Genomic DNA, 24,007 nt, shown 5'->3' with positions numbered 1-24,007 from the left:
GTTTGTAAAAAAGTAGCGGAGGGATAGTTTGAATCGAGAAATATTTTTTGAATTAGTAGAATTAAAAGCAAAAACAGCGAGTGTTTTGCCATTTTTGTTAGGAATTTGTTTTAGTTGGTACCAATATGGGCGGCTCCATGTTGGTTATGTTTTAATTTTTTTCATTGCGATGTTTATTTTTAATATGGCGGTCGATATTTTAGATAATTATAATGATTACCATCATGCCACAGAAGTTCATGATTATAAGGAAAAAACGAATATTATCGGTCGAGAAAATTTATCTTTGCCATTAATACGCAAAATGATTTTTTGGATGATTCTCGTTTCTGCTTTGATGGGGATTGGGTTGTCATTCATTGTCGGCTGGCCGCTATTAATTATGGGTCTTTATTGTTACTTAATTGGTATTTTTTATTCATCGGGACCGAAACCTTTGTCCAGTCTACCATTAGGGGAAGTTTTCTCAGGATTTACAATGGGGTTCATGATTACCCTTATTTGTGTCTACATTAATACGTTTGAAGTTTTCAATTGGTCAGCAGCTAATTTATGGGGGATTTTCTTAGTCGCCTTACCTAACACTTGTTACATTGCTAACTTAATGTTAGCAAATAATATCTGTGACTTAGAGGAAGATGAAAATAACAAGAGATATACATTAGTTCATTACCTTGGCAAAGCAAGTTCTTTGAAATTATTCGTCGGATTAAATACAATAGCAATGTTAGCCATTTTGTTAGCTGTCGGTTTAGGATTAACCCCGCCAACAATGTTACTCATGCTTTTAACTTTACCTTTTGTACGGAAACAAACCCAAGCCTTATTGAAGGAACAAGTGAAGAGTAAAACATTTGTTTGTGCTGTGAAGATCTTAGCTGTGGGAGCAACTGCACAAGTGCTATTTTTTGCCATAGGTTTGTGGTGGCTGTAAATTTTTTATAGAGTGGAAGGGAATCAAAATGAATAAGAAACATGTTGTTATTTTAGGTGCTGGTTATGCAGGCCTAAAAACATTACGCGAATTACAAAAAGGCGCCAAAGACGTCGAAATTACTTTAGTGGATCGTAACAACTATCACTACGAAGCAACGGACTTGCATGAAGTTGCTGCTGGAACACAACCAGCTGAAAAAATCACATACAATATTATGGATGTTGTCGATGAAAAAATGACAACCTTTATCCAAGGAACAGTTAAAACAATTGATGCTGCAACACAAACAGTTGCTTTAGAAGATGGTCAAACAATCAATTATGATTACTTAGTTGTTTCTCTTGGGTTTGAATCAGAATCATTTGGTATCCCTGGTGTGCAAGAACATGCTCTACAAATGGTAGATGTGAAAACGGCTTTAAACGTGTATGAACATATCCAAGAACAAATGCGTCAATACAAAGCAACTCAAAACGAAGAATTCTTAAAAATTGTTGTCTGCGGAGCAGGCTTTACAGGGATTGAATTATTAGGTTCTCTTGTTGAAAACAAACCAAAATTTGCTGAAATCGCAGGTGTCTCAGCAGATCAAATCCAAATTTATTGTGTCGAAGCAGTTACTCGCCTATTGCCGATGTTTAACGAAAAACTTGCGAACTATGGTGTGCAATTATTAAAAGATTCAGCTATTCATTTATTATTAGGTAAACCGATTAAAGAAATCAAACCAGGCGCAGTTGTTTATCAAGATAACGAAGCAGGCGACTTGGCAGAACTTTCTGCCAAAACAATTATTTGGACAACGGGTGTTAGTGGAAGCCACGTTGTAGGCGATTCTGGCTTTGAAGCTCGTCGTGGTCGTGTCATGGTTCAACCAGATTTAACAGATGCGAACCATAGCAACGTCTATATTATTGGTGATTGCTCAGCAGTTATGGATACAGAAACCAATCGACCTTACCCAACAACAGCACAAATCGCCTTGAAGATGGGCGCTCATGCTGCTAAAAATATTCAAGCACAATTGAAAGGGGAAGCAACTAAACCTTTCAGCTTTAAATCACAAGGTTCTGTTTGTTCTGTCGGAAATACACGTGCTTTAGGAATTGTTGGTAAAACAGACATTAAAGGATACCCAGCTTCATTCATGAAAAAAATTATCATGAACAAAGCGCTCTTTGAAACAGGTGGTACCAAAGAAATGATGGCTAAAGGTCGTTTCGACTTATACCATTAAGAATCAGCAAAATAAGAAATAATGAGGTCGGGACAGAACCGTTTAGCTCCGAGAAATAAGAAGAAATTTCCGAAAATTGCTCTTTAATTTTTGGAGAATTTCGGCTTATTTCCGAAGGAGTTGGTTCTGTTCCCGCCGTTTATCAGTTTTTGAGCATGGAGCAAAAATCCAAAGTGATTTTTGTCCCACGCTCATTTTTCTTAAATGAAAGTTTTTAAAAAATTTCCATGATTTTTCAAGTAAAATGAGGTGGGCACTTTTGTTCGATTCCATTTTTATGTATAATGAGAAGTGATGGAAAGAGGGAAGTTAAATGGCACAAAAAAGAGCAACAAATAAGAAAAAAAGTACGACAAAGAAAAAGACTAAAAAACAACAGCAACAACAAGAACGTTTAAATTATATGTTTCTTGGCCTGATTTTTATTTTATTCGGTGTCTTTGGACTCTTTCGCTTAGGGTTTTTAGGCACGTTATTAGCGAATTGTTTACGCTTAGTTGTAGGTAATACCTTTCCATTTGCAGCGATTTTACTAATCCTGTATGGCTTATTAGTCATGATTTATGGGAAAGATTTTCCGTTAAAAAGAGGGCGCCCTATTTTTGGGGCTGTTCTGATTTATATTAGTGTTTTGTTATTTTTCCATGCCTTTATGTTTCGAAATGTTAGTGGCAGTCAACCAGATATTTTAGGTAACACTTGGGAGTTTTTGCAAAGTGATTTAAAAGCCAACCAAGTGACGCAAAACGTAGGGGGCGGTATGATTGGCGCGCTGCTTTATCAAGGAACGTACTTTTTGGTGGCACAATTTGGCAGCTATTTAATTGCTACATTGCTACTGTTAGCGGGTATTTTCTTGATGAGTATGTGGGATTTTCAGCAAATTGTTGATCATTTCCAAAGTATTCAAGATCGCCTAAGTCATGTTTCGGCAAAATCACAGGCGCGACAAGAAGAAAAAGAGGCGAAGCGAGCAGCGAAGAAAGAAGCCAAAGCTGCAGAACGCCAAGCAAAAATTGAAGCTGCTGCCCAACAAAAATTACAAGAGCGGGAACGCATGGAACAAGCGGCAGCCGAGCGCTTAACAAAAACACCAGTTGAAACCCACCAACCAATGGTGGAAAAACCGGCCGCACCAACGCCTGTTCAAATTGATTCGTTTCAACAGCAAAATCAGGCGATGCCTGTACCACCAATTGCAGCAACAAAACCGCAACGAGAGCAGGAAGAAGAGGCGTCAGATGAAGCTGGTGTTCTCGAATTTGAAATTTCTGAAGAAGCGGAAGATCGTGATTACCAACTACCACCAACTGATTTGTTAGATACAATTCAAGCAACGGATCAAAGTGGTGAATATGAAAAAATCGAAAAAAATATTGGCGTCTTAGAACAAACCTTCAAGAGTTTTGGTGTTGATGCTAAAGTAGTCAAAGCTAGTTTAGGACCATCTGTCACAAAATTTGAAGTTCAACCCGCTGTTGGGGTAAAAGTTAGCAAAATTGTTAACTTGACGGATGACATTGCTTTAGCGCTTGCAGCCAAAGATGTTCGTATGGAGGCCCCGATTCCTGGGAAATCACTAATCGGGATTGAAGTTCCTAATAGTGCAATTAGTACAGTATCCTTTAGAGATATTGTTGAGGCACAACCAAGTCATCCAGATAAACTATTAGAAGTACCTTTAGGTCGAGATATTTCAGGGATGGTTCAAACTGCGGATCTATCAAAAATGCCGCATTTATTAATTGCGGGATCGACAGGGAGTGGGAAATCGGTTGCTATCAATGGCATCATCACAGGTATTTTGATGCAAGCGAAACCCCATGAAGTAAAATTAATGATGATTGACCCGAAAATGGTAGAATTGAATGTGTATAACGGGATTCCTCATTTATTAACGCCAGTGGTTACTAATCCGAGAAAAGCGGCCCAAGCCCTGCAAAAAGTAGTTCAAGAAATGGAATTTCGTTATGAAAAATTTGCAGCAACAGGCGTCCGAAATATTACTGGTTACAATCAACTAATTCAACAGAAAAATGCGGAAGATGGCGAAAATCGTCCGATTCTGCCATTTATTGTTGTCATTGTTGATGAGTTAGCTGATTTAATGATGGTGGCAAGTAACGAAGTAGAAGATGCGATTATCCGCTTAGCCCAAATGGCACGGGCAGCGGGCATTCATATGATTTTAGCGACACAACGGCCAAGTGTGGATGTCATTACAGGAATCATCAAAGCAAATGTCCCTTCTCGAATGGCTTTTGCGGTCTCAAGTGGGACAGACTCGCGTACCATTATTGATACCAACGGGGCGGAGAAACTATTAGGTCGAGGCGATATGCTCTTCTTACCAATGGGAGAAAATAAACCAATTCGTATCCAAGGGGCCTTTATCTCTGATCAAGAAGTCGAACGAGTGGTTGCGTTTGTAACGGACCAACAAGAAGCTGAATATCAAGAAAGCATGATGCCAACAGATGAACCGACCACTTCAGGCGGTGGCGAAGCTCCTCAAGATGAGTTGTTTGAAGAAGTGAAAAACTTGGTGGTTGAAATGCAAACAGCTAGTATTTCATTGCTACAAAGACGTTTTAGAATTGGCTATAATCGTGCGGCTCGCTTAGTAGATGAATTGGAAGCACACGGAGTTATTGGACCATCAGAAGGTAGTAAACCAAGAAAAGTCTTTCTACAAGCGGAATCAGAAGAGGCAGCAACTGAGACGCCAGAACAATAAACAAAAAGAACAAAAATAGATAAATTTATCTATTTTTGTTCTTTTTTTATAATTTCAGCAAAGCATCATGTTATAATCATCATTTTCTGGTAAAATAGAAAGGAATAGTGCGGTTGGGAGGGAGCGTATCATGAGAAGAAAGAGCGTGCTTTATTTAGAAGTAGCAGATCAGATTAAAGAAGATATTTTGAGTGGCAAGTATCCAGTAGGAACGTTTTTACCAACAGAAACAGAATTGGAAGAGATGTTTAACGTTAGTAAAATTACGATTCGGCGGGCAATCGAAATGTTAGCAACAGAAGAATTTGTTGAGAAAAAAAGTGGCCGAGGCACAACTGTATTAAGCAATCGTCCCTATAATAAACTATCAAAAGCAGGGACATTCACTGAATTTTTGAATGAATCAGGTCAGAAAGTAACCAAAAAAGTTTTACAAGTTGAAAACTTGACGTTGTCAAAAGAGATGCCGGCTTATCAATTTTTAGGAGAAGAAGTGGTTCACCTTTCACGGTTATATCTAATCGATGAACAACCCTATATTTATTTTAATTACTATTTGCCAGCTGCCATGAAAGACGTATCATTGACTGAATACAAAGAAGAATCCTTGTATCGTTTGATGGATCGACATGCCATTGAAATTTATAAATTTGAAGACCGTTTTGAAGTTGCAACTTTGACAGAAGCAGAGCAAAAGATGTTGCAAACAACTGAAACAACGGGCTTAAAAAGAATTCGGCGTTCGTTAAGCCCAACAGGTCGTTGCGTAGAATATTCAGAAGCTATTTATAATACGAAGATTCATCCTTATGTGATTGAATATGAAGCATAACTTTTAAAAGAATAACAGTGCACTTACAGTAATGTAAGTTCATTGTTATTCTTTTCTATTGTCGTTTTTTTTCGTTTTCGATACACTAAATGAGTGAGAAGAATAGGAGTGGAAAATATGTTAGAAGTACAAAATTTGAAAAAAGTTTACGGAAACGAAATTAAATATGAAGCTTTAAAAGGGATTAATTTAACTGTCCAAGATGGTGAATTTATTGGTATTATGGGACCTTCTGGAAGTGGGAAAAGTACACTTTTAAATTTATTGGCAACAATCGATAGTCCAACAGACGGTGAAATACTTTTAAATGGAAAAAATCCAAACAATTTGAATCAAGAACAAATTGCTAAATTCCGTCGTACAGAATTAGGATTTGTTTTTCAAAGCTTTAATTTAATGCCAACATTAACTGTTGAAGAAAATATTATTTTGCCATTGACACTTGATGGAGAAAAAGTCTCTGTAATGAAACGACAATTAGCAGAATTAAGTGAGCGTTTAGGTATCAATCATCTGTTGAAAAAACGAATTGCAGAAATTTCTGGTGGACAAGCACAACGGGTCGCCGTTGCTCGGGCAATGATTCATCATCCACAATTATTATTGGCTGATGAACCAACAGGAAACTTAGATACGAAATCATCTAAGGATGTGATGGGCTTGTTACAACAATTAAACGAAGAAGAAGCGGCGACTATTTTAATGGTGACCCATGATCCGCTAGCCGCAAGTTATTGCAAGCGCATCGTCTTTATTAAAGATGGTGAATTAATTGATGAAATTGTCCAAAATGGCAATCAAAAAGAGTTCTACGATTTAATCATGGTGAAACTGGCTGAGATTGAAGGTGTCGATAATGAATTTTAATCAGTTTGTTATAAGAAACACGATTCGAAATAAGCATTTATACTTGGCTTATTTCCTAAGTACAATGTTTTCTGTGATGATCTTTTTTACGTTCACTGGTTTTGTCTTTCACCCAGCCTTAGCTAATGGTTTAAATCCTAAAGCACAAATGGGAATGACGGCTGCGGCTATTATAATCTATGGTTTCTCTTTCTTATTCGTTTTATACTCGATGGATGTCTTTATCCAATCTCGGAAAAAAGAGTTTGGAACCTTGATGATTCAAGGGATGAGTCCAAAACAGTTAAAGAAAATGATTTTTATTGAAAACTTAGTGATTGGTTTCTTTGCTACAATTTTTGGTAGCATTTTAGGTGTTGGATTTTCACAGTTTATTTTATGGATTAGCAATTTATTGATGCATCTAGGTTTAGGTTTTTATTTGCCAGTGATGCCGTTTATCATTACTGTCATTTCATTTGCGGTCTTGTTCTTAGTAATTTCTTTCTTTATTCAATTCCGCTTGCCAAAAGCGACACTTCAAGAGCTATTAAAAGCAGGGGAAATGGGTAAAGGTGAAATCAAAAGCTCTAAAGTTAAATCTTTCTTAGCCGTGATGCTTTTAGTTGTCGGTTACGGAATTGCTTTAGTTGCTAAGGGACAGTTAGTTTTAATGGTGATGTTCCCAGTAATTTTCTTAGTTATTTTAGGGACAAAATTCTTATTTGACCAATTGAGTGTTTCTGTCATTGAACGTTTAAAACGGAAACCAAAAATCTTTTGGAAAAAAACCAATATGGTCGTTTTATCAGATTTAGCATTCCGCATGAAAGATAATGCACGTTCGTTCTTCTTGGTTTCGGTGATATCAACGGTCGCTTTTGCTGCCATTGGAACGTTATACGGCGTGAACGAGATGATTTTTAAAGGAATAAGTTCTGTACCGTACGAACTGACATTGTCTGATTCGACCAACCCAGAAAATCAAGAAATGAAACAATTTGCGACAAAAACATTCCAAGAAAAAAATATTCAGTTTGATCAGATTGATTACACAATGTACAAAACAAGTGCCGGTATCCAATTAATCAAAACATCTGAATATAATAAACTCGCAAAATTTATAGATGAACCAACTTTAACAGGTGAGAAAGTAGTTAATTTATCACAAAAAGATGCTCCTTCTGCTGCATCAGTAGATGTCAAATCTGTTCAATTGGGAAATGATCAAGTTTTAAACATTGATAAAACAGAAGAAACCAATGTATTACCGACTTTTGGCGGTGTGGTTGTTATCCCAGATAGTACCTCAACAGATGGAATCAAAGCGGAAACAGAAACAATTTGGCAGCCCAAAGCAGGAACCAATCGTGAAGAATTGATAAAAGCAGAAAATATTATTGGTGACAAGTATCCCATGTTAGTAGGAACAGCTGCAATGTCGGCAGCCATTACGCAATATTATACGCCAGTTCTATTTGTCGGACTATTTATCGGTATCGTGTTCTTTGTTTCGGCGGGTAGTTTCTTATACTTCCGTTTATACAGTGATATGAATACGGACGTTGAAAAATTCAAGATGATTTACAAACTTGGTTTGACGAAAAAAGAATTGAAGAAAATGATTTACCAACAAGTAGGTATTTTATTCTTTACCCCAATTGTTGTTTCATTTATTCATGGAGCTGTTGCTTTGAAAGCAATGTACGCTGTCTTAGATCAGCCAATGCAATTAGCTGGCTGGGAAGTTTTAGGCGTTTTCTTATTGATTCAGGTCGTTTACTATTTAATTGCCAGAACGTTCTACTTCAAAAAAGTTTATCACTTAGTGAAAGATTAATTATAAAAAATCGTTAAGCATGCACGCTTAACGATTTTTTTTGAGGCTCTTCGTGATATTGCATTCAAAGTGAGAATACGTTATAGTTATGAAGCGAATGTAATAGCAGAAATGAGGAAAAGAAATGCAGAAAGAATCCATTTATGGACTGACGAGAGAACAGCTTGTGGACTGGTTTTTAGCCCATGGCGAGAAGAAATTTCGCGCAACACAAGTGTGGGAATGGTTGTATACAAAACGTGTTGCTTCATTTAGTGAAATGTCGAACATTTCTAAATCGTTGATGACTTTATTAGAAGAAAATTTTTCATTAAATCCATTAAAACAAGTCATTGTGCAAGAAGCGCAAGATGGTACCGTGAAATATTTATTTGAATTACCAGATAAAAATATGATTGAAACAGTCTTAATGCGTCAAGAATATGGATTATCTGTTTGTGTGACCACTCAAGTTGGCTGCAATATTGGGTGTACATTTTGTGCTAGTGGGCTATTAAAAAAACAAAGAGATTTAACTGCTGGCGAGATTGTTGCCCAAATTATGTGGGTGCAACATTATTTCGATGAACGTGGGTTGGATGAACGTGTTAGCCATGTCGTTGTGATGGGAATTGGTGAACCATTTGATAATTATGCCAATGTCATGAACTTTTTACGAACGATTAATGATGATAAAGGTTTGGCCATTGGTGCCCGTCATATTACAGTTTCAACAAGTGGTTTAGTGCCAAAAATTCGTGAATTTGCAGACAGTGGACTACAAGTAAACTTAGCAATCTCATTACATGCTCCTAACAACGAAGTTCGTACATCAATTATGCGGATTAATCGTAGTTTTCCAATTGAAAAATTAATGGCAGCAATTGATGAATACATTGAAAAAACCAACCGACGTGTTACATTTGAATATATTATGTTGAGTCAAGTGAACGACCGACCAGAACATGCTCAACAATTAGCAGATTTACTACGGAATAAGAAAAAACTTTCTTATGTTAATCTGATTCCGTATAACCCAGTGAGTGAACACGATCAATATAGCAGAAGCTCTAAAGAAGCGGTTTTAAAATTTTATGATGTACTCAAAAAGAATGGCATCAATTGTGTTATTCGTAAAGAACACGGAACAGATATTGATGCGGCTTGCGGACAATTACGCAGCAAACAAATGAAAAAAGAAAAAGTCAAAAACCAATAACGTAGTTAAAATCGGATCAGAAAGGTTTCTTTTTGATTCGATTTTTTATTTATGACTTTAGTCAGTTGAAATCTCTAAAGAGATTTCGACAAAAAAACCACGCGTACTGCGCGTGGAGGCCAGAGCTTTAGCGATAAAAACTCCTTTCGATATAATAGATAAAGGCTACCAACCGTTATCAAATCGAAAGGAGTTTTTGAATGTCGAACGACGATAAAAGTTTAGCACATACTCGTTGGAATTGTAAGTATCATCTTGTGTTTACACCAAAATATAGAAGAAAAGTAATCTATGGTAAATTGAGGCGAGATATAGGGAAAATACTAAGGAAATTGTGTGAGATGAAAGAAGTCGAGATCATTGAAGCACATGCAATGCCCGACCATATCCATATGTTGGTAAGAATTCCGCCGAAGTTGAGTGTATCAGGTTTTATGGGTTTCTTAAAAGGAAGAAGTGCAGTAATCATTCATGAACGTCATGCGAATTTAAAATACAATTATGGAAATCGATCCTTTTGGTCAAAAGGCTATTATGTGAGCACTGTAGGATTGAACCAAAAAACGATAGCTAAGTATATACGAGAACAAGAAGCAGAAGATCGAGTAAGGGATAGTATAAACAAAAGAGAGTATAAAGATCCATTTAGGAAGTAACAACTAGATAAGAATAGAATGGTAGCGGTTGGCGGTCTCTAAAAAAAGCTCCCTTAAAGGGAGCAGCAGGTAGCGAGCCCTTCTAGGGCTATTAAAAAGCCACCCGCTATGCGGGTGGATATTTACTTAATGAAAAATCGTAAATTTCTCAATTCTTGTTTATAAACAAAAGATGAATGCTCTAAAACTTTTATGACAAATTTTCTTTTTGTGGTTTTCAAACTTGAAATTCTAAAAGAAATAGCTATACTGAAAAGAGATCGTTACAGAATTTTTCATGAAAACAGCTATTATTTTCGTTATCTTTTCAAAAAAGTGGAAATTTTGTTACGCTTGTTTAGTTTAAATGAAATGAGGGAGTCTATGGAGAAAAAGCAATTAAAAAGAGAGATCACAACGTTTGGTGCGTTATCCACGGTAATGGGTACGGTGATTGGCGCTGGTGTTTTCTTTAAAGCTGCGAGTGTCGTTGGACACGCACAGTCAGCTAGTTTAGCTATTTTTGCTTGGGTGTTAGGTGGTGCCTTAACCATTTGTGCAGGATTAACCAGCGCCGAACTTGCTACAGCAATCCCTGAAACAGGTGGCGCAGTGAAGTATATTGAATATACATATGGTAAATTAGCTGGTTTTCTTTTAGGGTGGGCACAAAGTATCATTTATTATCCTGCCAACATTTCGGCGTTATCCATTATTTTTAGTACACAACTAATCAATTTGTTTCATCTATCGGCAAATTTATTGATTCCAATTGCCATTCTTGCGGGAACCAGTATCACGATAATTAATTTATTAGGAACAAAAATTGCTTCTTTGGTCCAATCAACGACATTGGTGGTAAAACTGATTCCAATTGCCTTGATTTCTTTAGTAGGATTATTTACTCCAGGACAGGTAGCTGTTTCACTTTTTCCTGTTGAAACAACAGCGAATACTGGCTTTTTAGTTGCTTTTAGTGGCGCCTTAGTCGCCACCATGTTTGCTTATGATGGCTGGCTAGGTGTGGGTAACGTGGCTGGTGAAATGAAGCGACCAGAAAGAGACTTGCCTAAAGCCATTATTTTTGGTTTGTTATTGATTACTTTAATTTATGCTTTAATTAATTTTGTATTTCTAAAAACATTACCAATTGAGCAAATCGCTGGGAATTTGAATGCAGCTTCGGATGCTTCTGTGGCTATTTTTGGACCAATTGGCGGCAAAATCGTAACTATTGGGATTTTAATCTCTGTATATGGTGCGTTAAACGGCTACACAATGACAGGGATTCGGATTCCTTATGCCTTAGCCTTAGATAATCTGATGCCTTTTAGTCGTCAGTTTCAAAAGTTGTCTAAACGCTTTGTTGTTCCTTACGTTGCTGGAATTTTCCAGTTAGCAGTAGCCATTATCATGATGTTTTTCGGAACCTTCGATTTATTGACGGATATGTTAGTTTTTGTTATGTGGCTGTTTAATCTATTAATTTTCTTAGCTGTTTTTATTTTAAGAAAACGAGAACCTGAATTAAAACGACCGTATAAAGTTCCTGGCTATCCAATTATTCCAATTATCGCAAGTCTAGGTGGTATCTTTATCTTGGTTACAACGAGTATTACACAGCCTATTCTAGCATTGATTGGTATAGGGATTACGCTTTTAGGAATTCCAGTTTATTTAGTTAATAAACAAAAAACGAAGCCAAAAACGTAAACGATCCAATCGGATTATCATAGTTTTTCTCAAAAATTTTGTGATTCAGAGAAATTTTTGAAAACGAAACGCAAGATTTTTTTAGTATAATATTAAGTGTCTAGGAGTTCCACTATTTTGGGGAAGATAGATGGACAGCGCAAACTTCAAAAAAAGAACCTTCATCTTATTGGTGAAGGTTCTTTTTTTTTGCTGAAATCATAAAATAAATGCGTAGTTTATTAGTGAGAGGAGGAAATGAATGACTGAAAATGTAAAAAAATTGGCTCATCAATTAATTGAATGGGGCGTCCTTCATGGGGCGCAAGACGTTTATTTTTTACCCAATGATACCGAAATAGCTATCTCTTTTCGGACAGGGATGCAACGGACACTTTACACACAAGTTTCCGCAGAAATAGGCGAAAAGTTAATTTTCCACTTTAAATTTATAGGCGGCATGGATGTCGGAGAAAGACGAAAAGCACAATTAGGTGCGACAACTTATCTAATTGGCGAGGCGAAGCAACGCTTGCGTTTATCATCTGTGGGAGATTTTCAGAATCGAGAGAGCTTGGTAATTCGTTTTTTGCACCGATTTGGTGAACAAGCTGAACATTTTTTCTTTCCCCACCAGCTGAATGAAATTGAAGCATCTTGTCAGAAACGAGGACTTTATTTATTCAGTGGGCCAGTTGGTTCTGGGAAAACAACAACCATGTATCGTGTGGCTAAACAAAGAAGTGGCGAACAACAAGTGATAGCGATTGAGGATCCTGTTGAAATTGAGGAAAAGCAGTTTTTACAGTTGCAAACAAATGAAAAAATTCAGTTAACGTACGAAGCCTTGATAAAAGTTTGCTTACGCCATCATCCTGATATTTTGATTATTGGTGAAATTCGTGATGGCGAGACGGCTCAAGCAGTTATTCGAGCCGCCTTAACGGGTCATACTATTTTTGCGACAATTCACGCCCGTAACTTATTGGGGGTGCAACGGCGTTTGATAGAATTAGGTGGCCCAGAGCATGAATTGGCTGAATGCTTGCAAGGTATCATTTATCAACAGATTTTGACAACCACGATTAATAAGGAACAAGTAGCGGGAATTCTTTATGATTATTTCTTCTTTAAGGAAGCTGTTATAAAGAGTAGTTGGCAAAAGAATCTAAGAAAGGCGTGGGCGTATGGGTTTATTACAGAAAAAACGTATTTTCAAGCCATCGAATAAATTAACGAAAAAACAACAGCAGCTTTTTCTGAAACTATTAGCGGATTTGCTTGCAAATGGTTTTAATATACAAGAAAGTTTTTCCTTCATGAAAAAATCAAACGCCTTACCTCAGCACAGTATAACTTTTTTAGTTGAAGGCTTTTCCTCAGGCATTGCCTTACAAGCTTTAGTCGAAGAATTAGGGTTTTCAACAATGGTCTCGGCACAATTGTCGTTTGCTACTGCACACGGGGATTTGGTAGGGACACTACAAGCGATTTCCGAACATTTTTTTCAAACGGAAAAATATCGGCAACAGTTCTATAAAATAATTAGTTACCCGCTGCTCCTGATTGTTTTTTTGATTCTCGTCATTGTTGGTATCCGGCAATTTTTATTGCCCCAATTAATGGAAAATGATGCCAATAGTTATTCTAAAAATATTGGGATTCTTCTGATTGTTTACAGTCCATACATTCTGGTTACCTTAGTTTTTGTCCTCTCATTTAGTTTCTTCATTTTAAACCGTTATTTGAAGCATCAGTCTGCTATTCAGCGGGCCTTCGTATATCTGAAACTGCCAATTATCCGTGGCCTTTATCGGGAATACGTCAGTGCTTTTTTTGCACTAGAATGGGGGAAGTTGCTTGCGCAAGGATTAGAAATGAAAGAGGTCATCGATTTGATGCGCCATACAACCAATTACCCCTTAATGTAAGAATTAGCTGGAGCAATTAGTGAAGGACTGCTAGTTGGTGAAACCTTACATAGACAATTAGCTGCTTATCCTTTTTTTACAAAAGCATTGGGTTTAATGATTCAACAAGGAGAAGTAAAAGGAAAATTAGGCAAGGAGTTGATGGTTTATAGTAATGTCTGTTTCCAAGGTTTTTTCAAAAAAATTGAACGAGTCATTACTCTCGTTCAACCACTTATTTTTATCATAATTGCTTGTTTAATTATCGGTGTTTATGGGGCAATGTTGTTGCCTATTTATGGCAATATGGAAGGAGTTTTATAATGAAAAAGAAACAAAAATACGCAGGGTTTACATTATTAGAAATGTTGATTGTCTTATTGATTATTTCCGTATTGATTTTACTTTTTGTTCCTAACTTAGCGAAACATAAAGAAACAGTTGATAAAAAAGGCAATGAAGCAATCGTAAAAATTGTAGAATCACAAATCGAGCTCTACACACTAGAAAAAAATAAGACGCCTTCCTTAAATGAATTAGTCAACGAAGGCTACATTACTAAAGAGCAGTTAGATAAATATACAGCAGAAAAGCAATGAACAAGTCAGCAGGATTCACATTAATGGAAACACTTGCTAGTTTGACGATTGTTTGCTTTATGACTATGCTCCCAACACTCGCTATTCACCGCTGGCAAGAAACATTAAAAATTGAACAGTTTCTTGCTACGGTAGAAAAACAACTTCGTTTTGCGCAACAGCAAGCAATTGTTTTAGAGGAAACACAAGAAGTTTGGTTTTTTGAAGAACAACAAAGCTTTTCATTTCCTGATAAATTGAACCAATCAGCTCGAAGGACTTCGCTAGCTGTACCTGAAAAAATGACAGTGAGTGGCCCAAGCAAACTCAGTTTTCTTCATTCGTCAGGGAACAATGGCCGTTTAGTGAAATATATTTTTACTTGGACTGAAAAGAAACAGCAACTTATTTTACAATTTCAGATGGGGAGTGGCAAATATACGAAGAAAATTAACTATTTATAGCGGTTTTATTTTATTAGAGAGTCTCGTTAGTTTTAGTATTGTATGTATGATAGCAGGGATATTCTCCCTGACTATTACACAATTAATTCAGCAAAATTATCAACGGGAGCAAGAATTAACGCGCACTCGTCTAGGATACGAAGCAATTTTATTTTTAGAGCAGACGGGTGATTTACGTTTCAAAGAGCGGATATATCAAGGAGAAACTTACCGATTTTCTTTGATGGAGAACGAGGGAAGAAGGATACTAAAAGTCACAGATTCAAGAGGAGCGATTTTGATTGGTCAATAAAAAATATACGGGTTTTACAATGTTAGAGTGTTTAGTGGCACTAGTCGTTTTAAGTTGTATGTGTCAATTGTTTCAGTTGATGATTCAACAAAGTTTTATCGGAAATCAATATTTGAAAAACAATGATTCGAAATCCTGGCATATTTTTTTAATTCAATTAGAAAAAGAATGTCAAAAGCTCGTTTTCCAAACAGGCTCTGCTCAAGAGATTTCTTTCCTCGACTCAGAAACAAACAAGACTATTTCAATTCAAATCAAAGAAGATAAAATTATTAAGCGAGTCAATGGTAAAGGCTATCAACCGCTGTTAATTGGTATCAAAAATGGACAGTTTAAAAATGAAGGACAATCGTTTACTTTGGAAGTTACTTTTACTTCTGGAAAAACATTTGATAGTTTTTTTCCGATAAAGGGAGAATTTTAATGAGGCAAAAATATTCAGGAAACTTATTGTTCACGGCCATGGCATTTGTTTATTTGATGAGTTTTCTCGCCCTTCAGTTACTAGAAGAACGTCAGTTAACACAAAAATTTACGCAAGCTACCCAGGAATACTATGCAGGGAAAAGTATCCTTCATTTATTTCTTGCAGATGTTAAACAAAATAGACGAAAGTTAAAAACAGAAGAAAGGCTCGTATACGCGCAAGTAACCCTCGATTATACATACAAAAATGAACAATTAAGAATAACTGTTTTATTAAACAAATCTGGTCGAAAATACCAATATCAAGAGAGAGTTTCTCATCAAAAAAAAGCGGAAACAATACTGGAATAGCGTTGTTTTTCTACAAATTATTAGATTTTAGAAGAAAGACAGTAAAGGCATTGATTATTCTTTCTTTTTTCGTTAAAATAAAACAGGTATGGAAGTTGTTACATTTTGAATAGAATAGAGGTGCTAATTTGTTCCCAGAAAAAATTGAAGAGGCTTTCGAGCCAATGGAACAAGCAATCCAGTTATTGCAACAGTCATTGGATACTTCTTTTTTAGATGCGTATATTGAAAATGGTGAAAATATTTTAGATGATTTTCAAGTACGAGTACTTGACGGAGTACCTAATCCAGAGACAGTGAAACAATTAGAAACGCTGTATCATACGATTAAAAAAATTGATTTAGCTCCTGAAGATGTGCGACGCTTGTCCCAATTACTTTTGTTAAAAGGAACGAGAAAAGAGCAGCTTCAAGCAAATCATCAATTGACGCCAGACGGTATTGGCTTTTTGTTTGTTTATTTAGTAGAACAATTAACAAATAAATCAGAGCCATTAAAAATTTTAGATCCTGCTTCAGGAATGGGAAATTTACTGTTAACGGTTCTGCTGAACCTTGAAACAGCTGGTTACAAAGTTTCTGGTTATGGTGTGGATATCGATGAAACACTTTTGGCAGTATCTTCTGTGAACAATGCTTGGTCACAAGCCAATATTCAGTTGTTCCATCAAGACGGATTGCAAGATTTGTTATTGGATCCAGTTGATTTAGCATTAAGTGACTTGCCGATTGGCTATTATCCAAATGATGAGCGAGCAAAGGGATTTGCTGCTGCTGCGGAGGAAGGCCATAGTTATGCGCATCATTTATTAATGGAACAAGCCATGAAATACGTGAAGCCAGCAGGGTTTGGCTTATTCTTAATCCCGACCAATATTTTAGAGACTGAGCAAAGTGAATTCTTTAAAAATTGGTTGACAAAAAATGTCTATTTACAAGGAATGATACAGTTACCTGATGAATTGTTTAAGTCAGAACAATCACGTAAAAGTATCTTGCTTGTTCAAAACAAGGGTGCAGATGCTGAGCAAGTGAAGGAAGTTTTGTTAGCAAAACTTGCCTCTTTGAAAGATATCAATAAAGTAACGGAGTTCTTTAAACAATTTGAAGCTTGGAAAGCTTCAAATTTAAAATAAAATAGTAACGAAGAGGAGAAAATTATGTCTAAAACAATTGCAATTAATGCAGGTAGTTCAAGTTTAAAATGGCAATTATACCAAATGCCAAATGAAGAAGTGATCGCTAAAGGAATCGTTGAACGTATTGGCTTAAAAGATTCTATCTTCACAATTAAATATGGTGAAGGACAAAAATATGAAGTAATTGTTGATATTGATAACCATGAAGTGGCAGTAAAAATGTTACTAGACCAATTAATCGACTTAAACATTTTAGGTTCTTATGATGAAATTACTGGTGTTGGTCACCGTGTAGTTGCTGGTGGAGAAGAATTTAAAGATTCTGTTGTTATTACAGACGAAGTATTAGAAAAAATTGAAGCTTTATCTGAATTAGCACCTTTACACAATCCAGCGAATGCAATGGGGATTAAAGCATTTAAACATATCTTACCAGAAATCATTAGCGTGGCAGTCTTTGATACGTCGTTCCACACAACAATGCCAGAACACAACTATTTATATAGTGTACCGCGTGAATACTATGAAAAATTTGCTGCTCGTAAATATGGGGCACATGGAACAAGTCATCGTTATGTCTCTCAACGTGCTGCAGAAATGCTAGGTCGTCCAATTGAAGACTTGAAAATTATCACTTGTCACTTAGGAAATGGTGCTTCAATCACTGCAGTTGATGGTGGTAAATCAGTCGATACATCAATGGGCTTCACTCCTCTTGCTGGCGTTACAATGGGGACTCGTTCAGGGGATGTTGATGCGTCACTATTGCCTTATTTAATGACAAAACTTGGCTTGACTGATGTACAAGACATGGTTGATATTTTAAACAAAAAATCTGGTTTATTAGGTTTAACAAATGGTTTATCAAGCGACATGCGCGATATTCAATCAAATCTAGATAAACCTGAAGTTCAAACAGCATACAACATTTTTATCGATCGTATTCGTAAATACATTGGTAGCTATGTCACTGTTATGAATGGCGTTGATGCGATTGTCTTTACTGCTGGAATCGGTGAAAATGCTGTTGGTGTTCGTAAAGATATTATTGATGGTATGACTTGGTTTGGTTGTGAAATCGATGATGACAAAAATAATGTACACGGTGAAGAAGCAGTTATCTCAACTGATGATTCAAAAATCAAGCTTCTATTAGTACCAACTGACGAAGAGTTAATGATTGCCCGTGACGTAGAACGTCTAAAATAATTAAACGAACACACCTTGTGAGACGCTCTCACAAGGTGTGCTTAATAGGTCAATAAAGAGAAACTGAGCCAACTATCAAAAGTGATAGTTGGCTCAGTTTCTTTTTATTCTTTATTTTTCTTCATTTTTTGGTAATTTGTTGTCTAAATCCGTCCGTACAACGAGAACATCGCAGCTAGCGTTACGGATAACTGATTCAGAGACAGAGCCAATAAATAAACGCTCAACGGCATTTAATCCAGTTGCTCCTAACATAATTAAATCAATGTTGTATTCTTTTGGTAATTCTTTGGCAATAATGTTCTTAGGAGAACCATAGGCTAGAACGCTAGAGACTTTTGTTTGTCCCATATCCACCGCTTGTTGTTGGTAGGTGTCTAAGGTTTCTTTTGCCATTGACATTGCTTCTTCTGCTAGCGCACCATCAAAAGAGGACACTGATTGGAAAGAGCGCGTATCAACAACATGTGCTAATAGTAATTCAGCATCGTTTCGTTTAGCGACGTTGACCGCTTTTTTAAAGGCTAAGTCTGCTTCGTCAGAACCATCGATTGCTATCATAATTTTTTGATATTGTTGTAACATAATAACCGCTCCTTTCAGCGTAAAAAAAATCATTAATTGTTTCTATAATAATTGTAAAACAAACAAAGAAAAAAAGAAACTGAAACCGCTTCTTTTTTTTCTGAATATTGGCATTTTTTTGTAAAAAAAACTTCGTTCAAAAAAATCTTTTTGAACGAAGTTTTAAATTCATCGTCTTTTATGACATTTTTTTTGCAAAAGTTAAACTAAACAACGTTGAAAGTAATAAAACAAAAAAGATAAAACCAATTGACAATAACGGGCGATTAAAAATAGCCGCTAGAACACCTAGAATGGCGATAATCAAGTAATAACGCCCAAAACGTTCGATAAACTGTTGACTTTCTGTTGCAGTTTCTTTTTTTAAGAGTGGTAAAAAAGCTGCACTTTTCTTCATCAAATAATAACTGGCTACGCCTGTGACAACGGCGAGTAATAGTACGAGTATACGAATCATCTTGTCCTCCAAAAAAAAACAACTTGCCAGAGCAAATTGTTTAGAGATCTTCATAAAAATGGTAAAATCCGTCGATGCCGGTAATCGTCCTAGAGTATTGAACCCGCAAGATAAGCAGGTGGGTTCCTCGATCGCAGTATTGAACTACCAAAAGAAAAGGCATGTTACCAACTTTGATACAAGCAGGATCCCTAGATATCAATAAAAATGTTCGGTCAACACAGTGAAAGGACAACGCGTACATCACAGATTTACCATCTTTATAATAGCATACTCTCTCAAAATCGGCAACGAGATTGTTTCTTTTTTTGAAAGCGTATTATTTTGTTATTTTTTCTGTTTCCATTCTTGGATACGCTTGAGTTGCTGATGTAAGGCTTGTTCATATTTACCAATATCAATCGGTTCGTAATAACGTGCCTCTTTTAATTTGTCAGGTAAGTATTGCTGATTGACCCAACCGTTTTCAAAATTATGTGGGTATTGATAACCAATGCCACGGTTTAATTCTTTGGCTCCAGCATAGTGGGCATCACGTAAATGATCAGGAACATCTCCCACAGAGCCTTGTCGAATATCTGCCAAAGCAGCATCAATCGCTGTGACTGCAGAATTTGATTTTGGCGATAAACATAAATCAATGACGACACTAGCTAGAGGAATCCTAGCTTCTGGAAACCCTAGCTTTTCGGCGGCTTGAACAGCGGTGACTGTCCGAGCGGCGGCCGCAGGATTCCCAAGACCGATATCCTCGTAAGCAATGACCATTAAACGACGACAAATAATCGGTAAATCACCTGCTTCAACTAAGCGACTCAAATAATGAAGTGCAGCATCTACATCGCTTCCTCGGATCGACTTTTGGAAAGCGGAAATCACGTCATAATGGGCATCGCCATCTTTATCATGGGTTAAGGCTTTTCGTTGCACGCACTCTTCAATAATCGGTAAGGTGATCTTAATTTCGCCTTGTTCATTTTTGGGTGTTGATTTAACAGCTAATTCTAGTCCATTTAGCGCACTACGTAAGTCACCGTTCGTTGCGCGTGTCAAATGTTGTAATGCTTTTTCTTCTAAGTGGACGGGATAATCGCCTAAGCCACGTGTGCTATCGGTTAAGGCTTCTTGAATCGCTTGCTGAATGTCTGTTTCTGTTAAGGGCTTTACTTCAAAAATTTGCGTGCGACTACGAATCGCAGGGTTAATTGTAATATATGGATTTTCGGTAGTGGCTCCAATCATAATAATTCGTCCGTTTTCTAAATGAGGGAGCAAAAAATCTTGTTTTGTTTTATCTAATCGGTGAATTTCATCAAGCAGTAAAATCACTGTGCCACTCATTTTGGCTTCTTCAGCAACGATTTGTAAATCTTTTTTGGTGTCTGTGGCCGCGTTCAACATGCGAAAGGCATAATTTGTTGAACCAGCGATTGCGCTGGCAATACTGGTTTTTCCAGTGCCAGGCGGCCCATAAAGAATCATCGATGAAAGCATTTTGGCTTCGACCATCCGACGAATAATTTTACCAGGGCCGACTAAATGTTGTTGACCAACTACTTCGTCTAAGTGACGAGGTCGCATTCGATAGGCTAAAGGTTGTTGCATAAAAGGACCTCCTTTTTCATAATCATCTTATTATAACATAAAGAACGTACATTCGCTTTTTGGTGGTTTTTTGGGTTTTAGATGGATATAGCGGAAGGTTTCGTGTATGATAGGGAGTGGTGAAAGAAATGAAAGAAACGATAAATATCTTTAACACAAAAACAACTGAAGAAGTGGCACAATACTTGTTAGGGATGTATTTAGAGCACGAAACAGCAACAGGCGTTTTAGGTGGGTACATTGTGGATGCAGAAGCTTATTTAGGTCCTGATGATGAAGCGGCCCATAGCTTTGGCTTGAGAAAAACGCCACGCTTACAAGCCATGTATGACAAACCAGGCACGATTTATTTATATACTATGCACACGCATTTAATTTTAAATATGGTGACACAAGAACAAGGCAAACCACAAGGGGTGATGATCCGCGCGATTGAACCTGTTGAAGGTGTCGATAAAATGATTGAAAATCGCCAAGGACGTCAAGGCGTGGAATTGACCAATGGACCAGGTAAATTAGTTGCAGCCTTAGGAATTGATAAGCAATTATATGGGCAGTCGATTTTTTCTAGTTCGTTACGGCTCGTGCCAGAAAAACGAAAATTTCCGAAAAAAATTGAGGCACTACCACGAATTGGGATTCCCAATAAAGGTCGTTGGACAGAGTTGCCTTTAAGATACGTCGTGGCTGGCAATCCATATATTTCTAAACAAAAAAGAACAGCAGTAGACCAAATAGATTTTGGCTGGAAGGATGAAGAAAATGAAAAAAGCAACAATGCTCACATACTTAGAGGAACAACTTGAAAAACACTTAGGAGATTACGAAGTAGGCCTTGATTGGGATCGCAAAAACCATACCATCGAAGTCATTGTTCGTTTATATGCAGAAAACAATGAGCAAGTGGCGATTGATGATGTTGATGGTACGCTTTCAGAAGAAGAATTTATTGAATTTGAAGATGGCTTGTTATTTTACAATCCGCAAAAGTCAGTCGTTGATGACGAAGAGTATTTAGTCACAATTCCTTATGAAGGAAAAAAAGGGCTACGTAAAGCAGTTTTAGACGGATTCATTCACTATTTAAAAGTGGTTTTAGATGAAGGGCAAAGTGATTTGTTAGACTTTTTATCAGATGAAACAGCGGAAGTTTTTGAATTGCATTGGGAGCCAGCAGATTTTGAAGCGATGATTAAAAAAGTGGCAGAAACAGAAAAAGAACAATGGATTGCGTATCCAAGTTATTAATTTAGAGGTGAGAACATGAAGTGGACAGAAGTAAAAGTAGAAACGGCTAGCGAAGCAGTTGAAGCAATTTCAAACATTATGATGGAAGCTGGCGCAAGTGGTGTGGCCATTGAAGATGCGTTGGACATTGAAAATTTTGAAAGTGATCTGTATGGGGAAATTTTAGATAAAGAGCAATTCACCCACATTAAAGAAGGGGCGATTGTGATGGCTTATTTTCCTGAAACAACCTTCTTACCAGAAATTTTACCATTTATGAAAGAAAATATTTTGCGCTTGCCAGAGTACGGCTTATCCATTGGTAAAAACGAAATGACAATTAGTGAAGTAGCAGAAAGCGACTGGGCAACTGCTTGGAAAAAATATTATCATCCTGTCCGTGTCACACGATTCTTAACGATTGTGCCAAGTTGGGAAGCCTATCACGCACAAGATGAAGCAGAAAAAATTATCACATTGGATCCGGGGATGGCGTTCGGTACAGGCACGCATCCAACGACTCGTTTAACCTTGCAAGCTTTAGAAACTGTTTTACGTGGTGGCGAAACAGTTCTAGATGTAGGAACGGGTTCTGGTGTTTTGAGTATTGCAAGTCGCTATTTAGGGGCTAAAGACGTCTACGCATATGATTTAGATGAAGTAGCAGTTGCAGCGGCAAAAGAAAATATGGATTTAAATCCCATTGCGGCCGATGTTCATGTGTCAGCCAATGATTTACTAAAAGGGATTGACCATTCTGCTGATGTAATCGTCGCAAATATTTTGGCAGATATTATTGTGTTAATGATTGAAGATGCTTGGCGTTTGCTAAAACAAGACGGTACCTTCATTATTTCTGGAATTATTGAAGATAAAAAAGCAATGGTTTTAGAAGCACTAACGAAAGTCGGTTTTGTGGTGGACCAACTCTTTAATCAAGGCGATTGGTATGCGATTATCTTGAAGAAACCAGAGGAAGAGTAAAATGCAACGGTATTTCATGAAAGAAGATTATCAAGAAAAAGATTTGTATAAAGTCGCAGATGAAAACTATCATCATATTGTGCGAGTTATGCGAATGACGCCGAATGATCGTTGTTATTTAGTATTTCAAAATAAAACTGCCATTTTAGCTGAGATTGTGGAAATTGATTCAACATCTGTTTACTTTAAAGAAATTAGTAAAGAAGAAATGGACAAAGAATTGCCAATTGAAGTGACGATTGCGTGTGGGTTACCAAAAGGGGACAAGTTAGAATGGATTGTTCAAAAAGGCACGGAGCTAGGTGGCAATCAGTTTATCGGCTTTCCTGCGAAAACTTCCGTTGTCAAATGGGACCACAAAAAAAGAGCAGCCAAAGAAAAAAGATTACAAAAAATTGCCACAGAAGCGGCGGAGCAATCGCATCGGCAGCAGACACCAAGTGTTTCTTTGGTGGAAAAAACACAAGAAATCATTGCGCAATTTGACTCATATGACACAGTCTTGGTTGCGTATGAAGAATCAGCAAAACAAGGAGAAAAAAGTCAATTAGCACAAGTATTATCCACTTGCCAGCCAGGCGCACGTTTGTGTGTGCTCTTTGGACCTGAAGGTGGCTTTGCACCGCAAGAAATTGAACAATTTCTGCAGGCTGGGGCGAAACTTTGTGGGTTGGGTCCGAGAATTTTACGAGCAGAAACAGCACCGTTGTATCTTTTAAGTGCAGTTAGCTACCAAATGGAACTTTTAAATTAAACGAAAGCCCGCCTGTAAAATTCTTGTAGGCATTCTCTTTGAATAAACAGAGAGTAAAAAAGCGACAGTGAT

Annotated in this window: 24 protein-coding genes, 1 other RNA gene and 1 pseudogene; 22 read left to right on the top strand and 4 right to left on the bottom strand. The window is 37.0% G+C overall.

All coding sequences use genetic code 11. The features are described from left to right. Nucleotides 1–28: 28 nt before the first annotated feature. The 18 genes and pseudogenes from IGJ03_RS08020 to IGJ03_RS07935 all read left to right on the top strand — a co-directional run bounded on the left by IGJ03_RS08020 (nt 29) and on the right by IGJ03_RS07935 (nt 18,323). The gene (locus IGJ03_RS08020) at nt 29–934 is read left to right on the top strand and encodes a prenyltransferase (protein ID WP_002360016.1); all 906 of its coding nucleotides are present in this window, start codon (nt 29–31) and stop codon (nt 932–934) included. 28 nt (nt 935–962) lie between these two features. After that, entirely contained in the window at nt 963–2,174 is a 1,212-nt protein-coding gene (locus tag IGJ03_RS08015) for an NAD(P)/FAD-dependent oxidoreductase (RefSeq protein WP_002360017.1), read from the top strand. 313 nt (nt 2,175–2,487) lie between these two features. Next, a complete protein-coding gene (locus IGJ03_RS08010) occupies nt 2,488–4,911 on the top strand; it encodes a DNA translocase FtsK (RefSeq protein WP_375804876.1) in 2,424 nt (807 codons plus the stop codon). Between the two features lie 130 nt (nt 4,912–5,041). Further along, nucleotides 5,042–5,743 (top strand): GntR family transcriptional regulator, encoded by a 702-nt coding sequence (locus tag IGJ03_RS08005; RefSeq protein ID WP_002356983.1) that lies wholly within the window; start codon nt 5,042–5,044, stop codon nt 5,741–5,743. A gap of 117 nt (nt 5,744–5,860) precedes the next feature. Continuing rightward, complete coding sequence (locus tag IGJ03_RS08000; RefSeq protein WP_002381711.1) at nt 5,861–6,610, top strand: ABC transporter ATP-binding protein; 750 nt, start codon at nt 5,861–5,863, stop codon at nt 6,608–6,610. Then, complete coding sequence (locus IGJ03_RS07995) at nt 6,600–8,429, top strand: ABC transporter permease (protein WP_425136039.1); 1,830 nt, start codon at nt 6,600–6,602, stop codon at nt 8,427–8,429. Before IGJ03_RS08000 ends, IGJ03_RS07995 begins: the two co-directional genes overlap by 11 nt. Before the next feature lie 124 nt (nt 8,430–8,553). After that, on the top strand, nt 8,554–9,627 hold the full coding sequence (gene rlmN / locus IGJ03_RS07990) for a 23S rRNA (adenine(2503)-C(2))-methyltransferase RlmN (protein ID WP_002356987.1): 1,074 nt from the start codon (nt 8,554–8,556) through the stop codon (nt 9,625–9,627). A gap of 200 nt (nt 9,628–9,827) precedes the next feature. After that, nucleotides 9,828–10,283 (top strand): IS200/IS605 family transposase, encoded by a 456-nt coding sequence (gene tnpA / locus IGJ03_RS07985; RefSeq protein WP_010712524.1) that lies wholly within the window; start codon nt 9,828–9,830, stop codon nt 10,281–10,283. 363 nt (nt 10,284–10,646) lie between these two features. After that, entirely contained in the window at nt 10,647–11,975 is a 1,329-nt protein-coding gene (locus IGJ03_RS07980; protein ID WP_002362058.1) for an APC family permease, read from the top strand. Between the two features lie 241 nt (nt 11,976–12,216). Further along, nucleotides 12,217–13,185: a competence type IV pilus ATPase ComGA gene (comGA, locus tag IGJ03_RS07975; protein WP_174114176.1), complete on the top strand. Its 969-nt coding sequence runs from the start codon at nt 12,217–12,219 to the stop codon at nt 13,183–13,185. Continuing rightward, a pseudogene (gene comGB, locus IGJ03_RS07970) lies at nt 13,142–14,188 on the top strand (competence type IV pilus assembly protein ComGB). Before comGA ends, comGB begins: the two are co-directional and overlap by 44 nt. Further along, entirely contained in the window at nt 14,188–14,463 is a 276-nt protein-coding gene (comGC, locus tag IGJ03_RS07965; RefSeq protein WP_002356991.1) for a competence type IV pilus major pilin ComGC, read from the top strand. The pseudogene comGB and the gene comGC overlap by 1 nt, the downstream one beginning before the upstream one ends. After that, nucleotides 14,460–14,906 carry a competence type IV pilus minor pilin ComGD gene (gene comGD, locus IGJ03_RS07960; RefSeq protein ID WP_002366895.1) on the top strand — a complete coding sequence of 149 codons (447 nt, stop codon included), beginning with the start codon at nt 14,460–14,462 and terminating at the stop codon, nt 14,904–14,906. The genes comGC and comGD overlap by 4 nt, the downstream gene beginning before the upstream one ends. After that, nucleotides 14,872–15,198 (top strand): type II secretion system protein, encoded by a 327-nt coding sequence (locus tag IGJ03_RS07955; protein ID WP_289867487.1) that lies wholly within the window; start codon nt 14,872–14,874, stop codon nt 15,196–15,198. The genes comGD and IGJ03_RS07955 overlap by 35 nt, the downstream gene beginning before the upstream one ends. After that, the gene (gene comGF, locus IGJ03_RS07950) at nt 15,188–15,622 is read left to right on the top strand and encodes a competence type IV pilus minor pilin ComGF (RefSeq protein WP_375804614.1); all 435 of its coding nucleotides are present in this window, start codon (nt 15,188–15,190) and stop codon (nt 15,620–15,622) included. The genes IGJ03_RS07955 and comGF overlap by 11 nt, the downstream gene beginning before the upstream one ends. Continuing rightward, nucleotides 15,622–15,975, top strand: coding sequence for a competence type IV pilus minor pilin ComGG (comGG, locus tag IGJ03_RS07945; RefSeq protein ID WP_002360027.1), 354 nt, complete (start codon nt 15,622–15,624; stop codon nt 15,973–15,975). Before comGF ends, comGG begins: the two co-directional genes overlap by 1 nt. A gap of 128 nt (nt 15,976–16,103) precedes the next feature. Beyond that, nucleotides 16,104–17,111 carry a class I SAM-dependent methyltransferase gene (locus IGJ03_RS07940; RefSeq protein ID WP_002357063.1) on the top strand — a complete coding sequence of 336 codons (1,008 nt, stop codon included), beginning with the start codon at nt 16,104–16,106 and terminating at the stop codon, nt 17,109–17,111. A 24-nt stretch (nt 17,112–17,135) separates the two neighbouring features. Then, nucleotides 17,136–18,323: an acetate/propionate family kinase gene (locus IGJ03_RS07935; protein WP_002357064.1), complete on the top strand. Its 1,188-nt coding sequence runs from the start codon at nt 17,136–17,138 to the stop codon at nt 18,321–18,323. Between the two features lie 111 nt (nt 18,324–18,434). Here IGJ03_RS07935 and IGJ03_RS07930 read toward each other — a convergent pair whose 3' ends face one another. The 4 genes from IGJ03_RS07930 to IGJ03_RS07915 all read right to left on the bottom strand — a co-directional run bounded on the left by IGJ03_RS07930 (nt 18,435) and on the right by IGJ03_RS07915 (nt 20,970). Then, complete coding sequence (locus IGJ03_RS07930) at nt 18,435–18,908, bottom strand: universal stress protein (RefSeq protein ID WP_002357065.1); 474 nt, start codon at nt 18,906–18,908, stop codon at nt 18,435–18,437. A 178-nt stretch (nt 18,909–19,086) separates the two neighbouring features. Further along, complete coding sequence (locus tag IGJ03_RS07925) at nt 19,087–19,419, bottom strand: hypothetical protein (RefSeq protein ID WP_002357068.1); 333 nt, start codon at nt 19,417–19,419, stop codon at nt 19,087–19,089. 7 nt (nt 19,420–19,426) lie between these two features. Next, nucleotides 19,427–19,620: non-coding RNA, 6S RNA (ssrS, locus tag IGJ03_RS07920), on the bottom strand. Nucleotides 19,621–19,692: 72 nt separating this feature from the next. Further along, nucleotides 19,693–20,970: a replication-associated recombination protein A gene (locus tag IGJ03_RS07915; protein WP_010775952.1), complete on the bottom strand. Its 1,278-nt coding sequence runs from the start codon at nt 20,968–20,970 to the stop codon at nt 19,693–19,695. A 128-nt stretch (nt 20,971–21,098) separates the two neighbouring features. Here IGJ03_RS07915 and IGJ03_RS07910 point away from each other — a divergent pair, with 128 nt between their 5' ends. From IGJ03_RS07910 to IGJ03_RS07895, 4 genes are read left to right on the top strand one after another with little or no spacing between them, the layout of a single operon-like run. After that, entirely contained in the window at nt 21,099–21,776 is a 678-nt protein-coding gene (locus tag IGJ03_RS07910) for a DNA-3-methyladenine glycosylase (protein WP_002364174.1), read from the top strand. Next, nucleotides 21,733–22,218 carry a DUF3013 family protein gene (locus IGJ03_RS07905; RefSeq protein ID WP_002388170.1) on the top strand — a complete coding sequence of 162 codons (486 nt, stop codon included), beginning with the start codon at nt 21,733–21,735 and terminating at the stop codon, nt 22,216–22,218. The genes IGJ03_RS07910 and IGJ03_RS07905 overlap by 44 nt, the downstream gene beginning before the upstream one ends. 15 nt (nt 22,219–22,233) lie before the next feature. After that, nucleotides 22,234–23,181: a 50S ribosomal protein L11 methyltransferase gene (prmA, locus tag IGJ03_RS07900; RefSeq protein WP_002357075.1), complete on the top strand. Its 948-nt coding sequence runs from the start codon at nt 22,234–22,236 to the stop codon at nt 23,179–23,181. 1 nt (nt 23,182) lies between these two features. Beyond that, nucleotides 23,183–23,935 carry a 16S rRNA (uracil(1498)-N(3))-methyltransferase gene (locus IGJ03_RS07895; protein ID WP_002357078.1) on the top strand — a complete coding sequence of 251 codons (753 nt, stop codon included), beginning with the start codon at nt 23,183–23,185 and terminating at the stop codon, nt 23,933–23,935. Nucleotides 23,936–24,007 lie beyond the last annotated feature (72 nt).

The organism is Enterococcus sp. DIV1315a (genome assembly GCF_051712325.1).
Classification (GTDB): Bacteria; Bacillota; Bacilli; order Lactobacillales; family Enterococcaceae; genus Enterococcus; species Enterococcus faecalis.
Note: the sequence above shows the minus strand (reverse complement) of the source record. Positions and strands in the feature narration are given on the sequence as shown.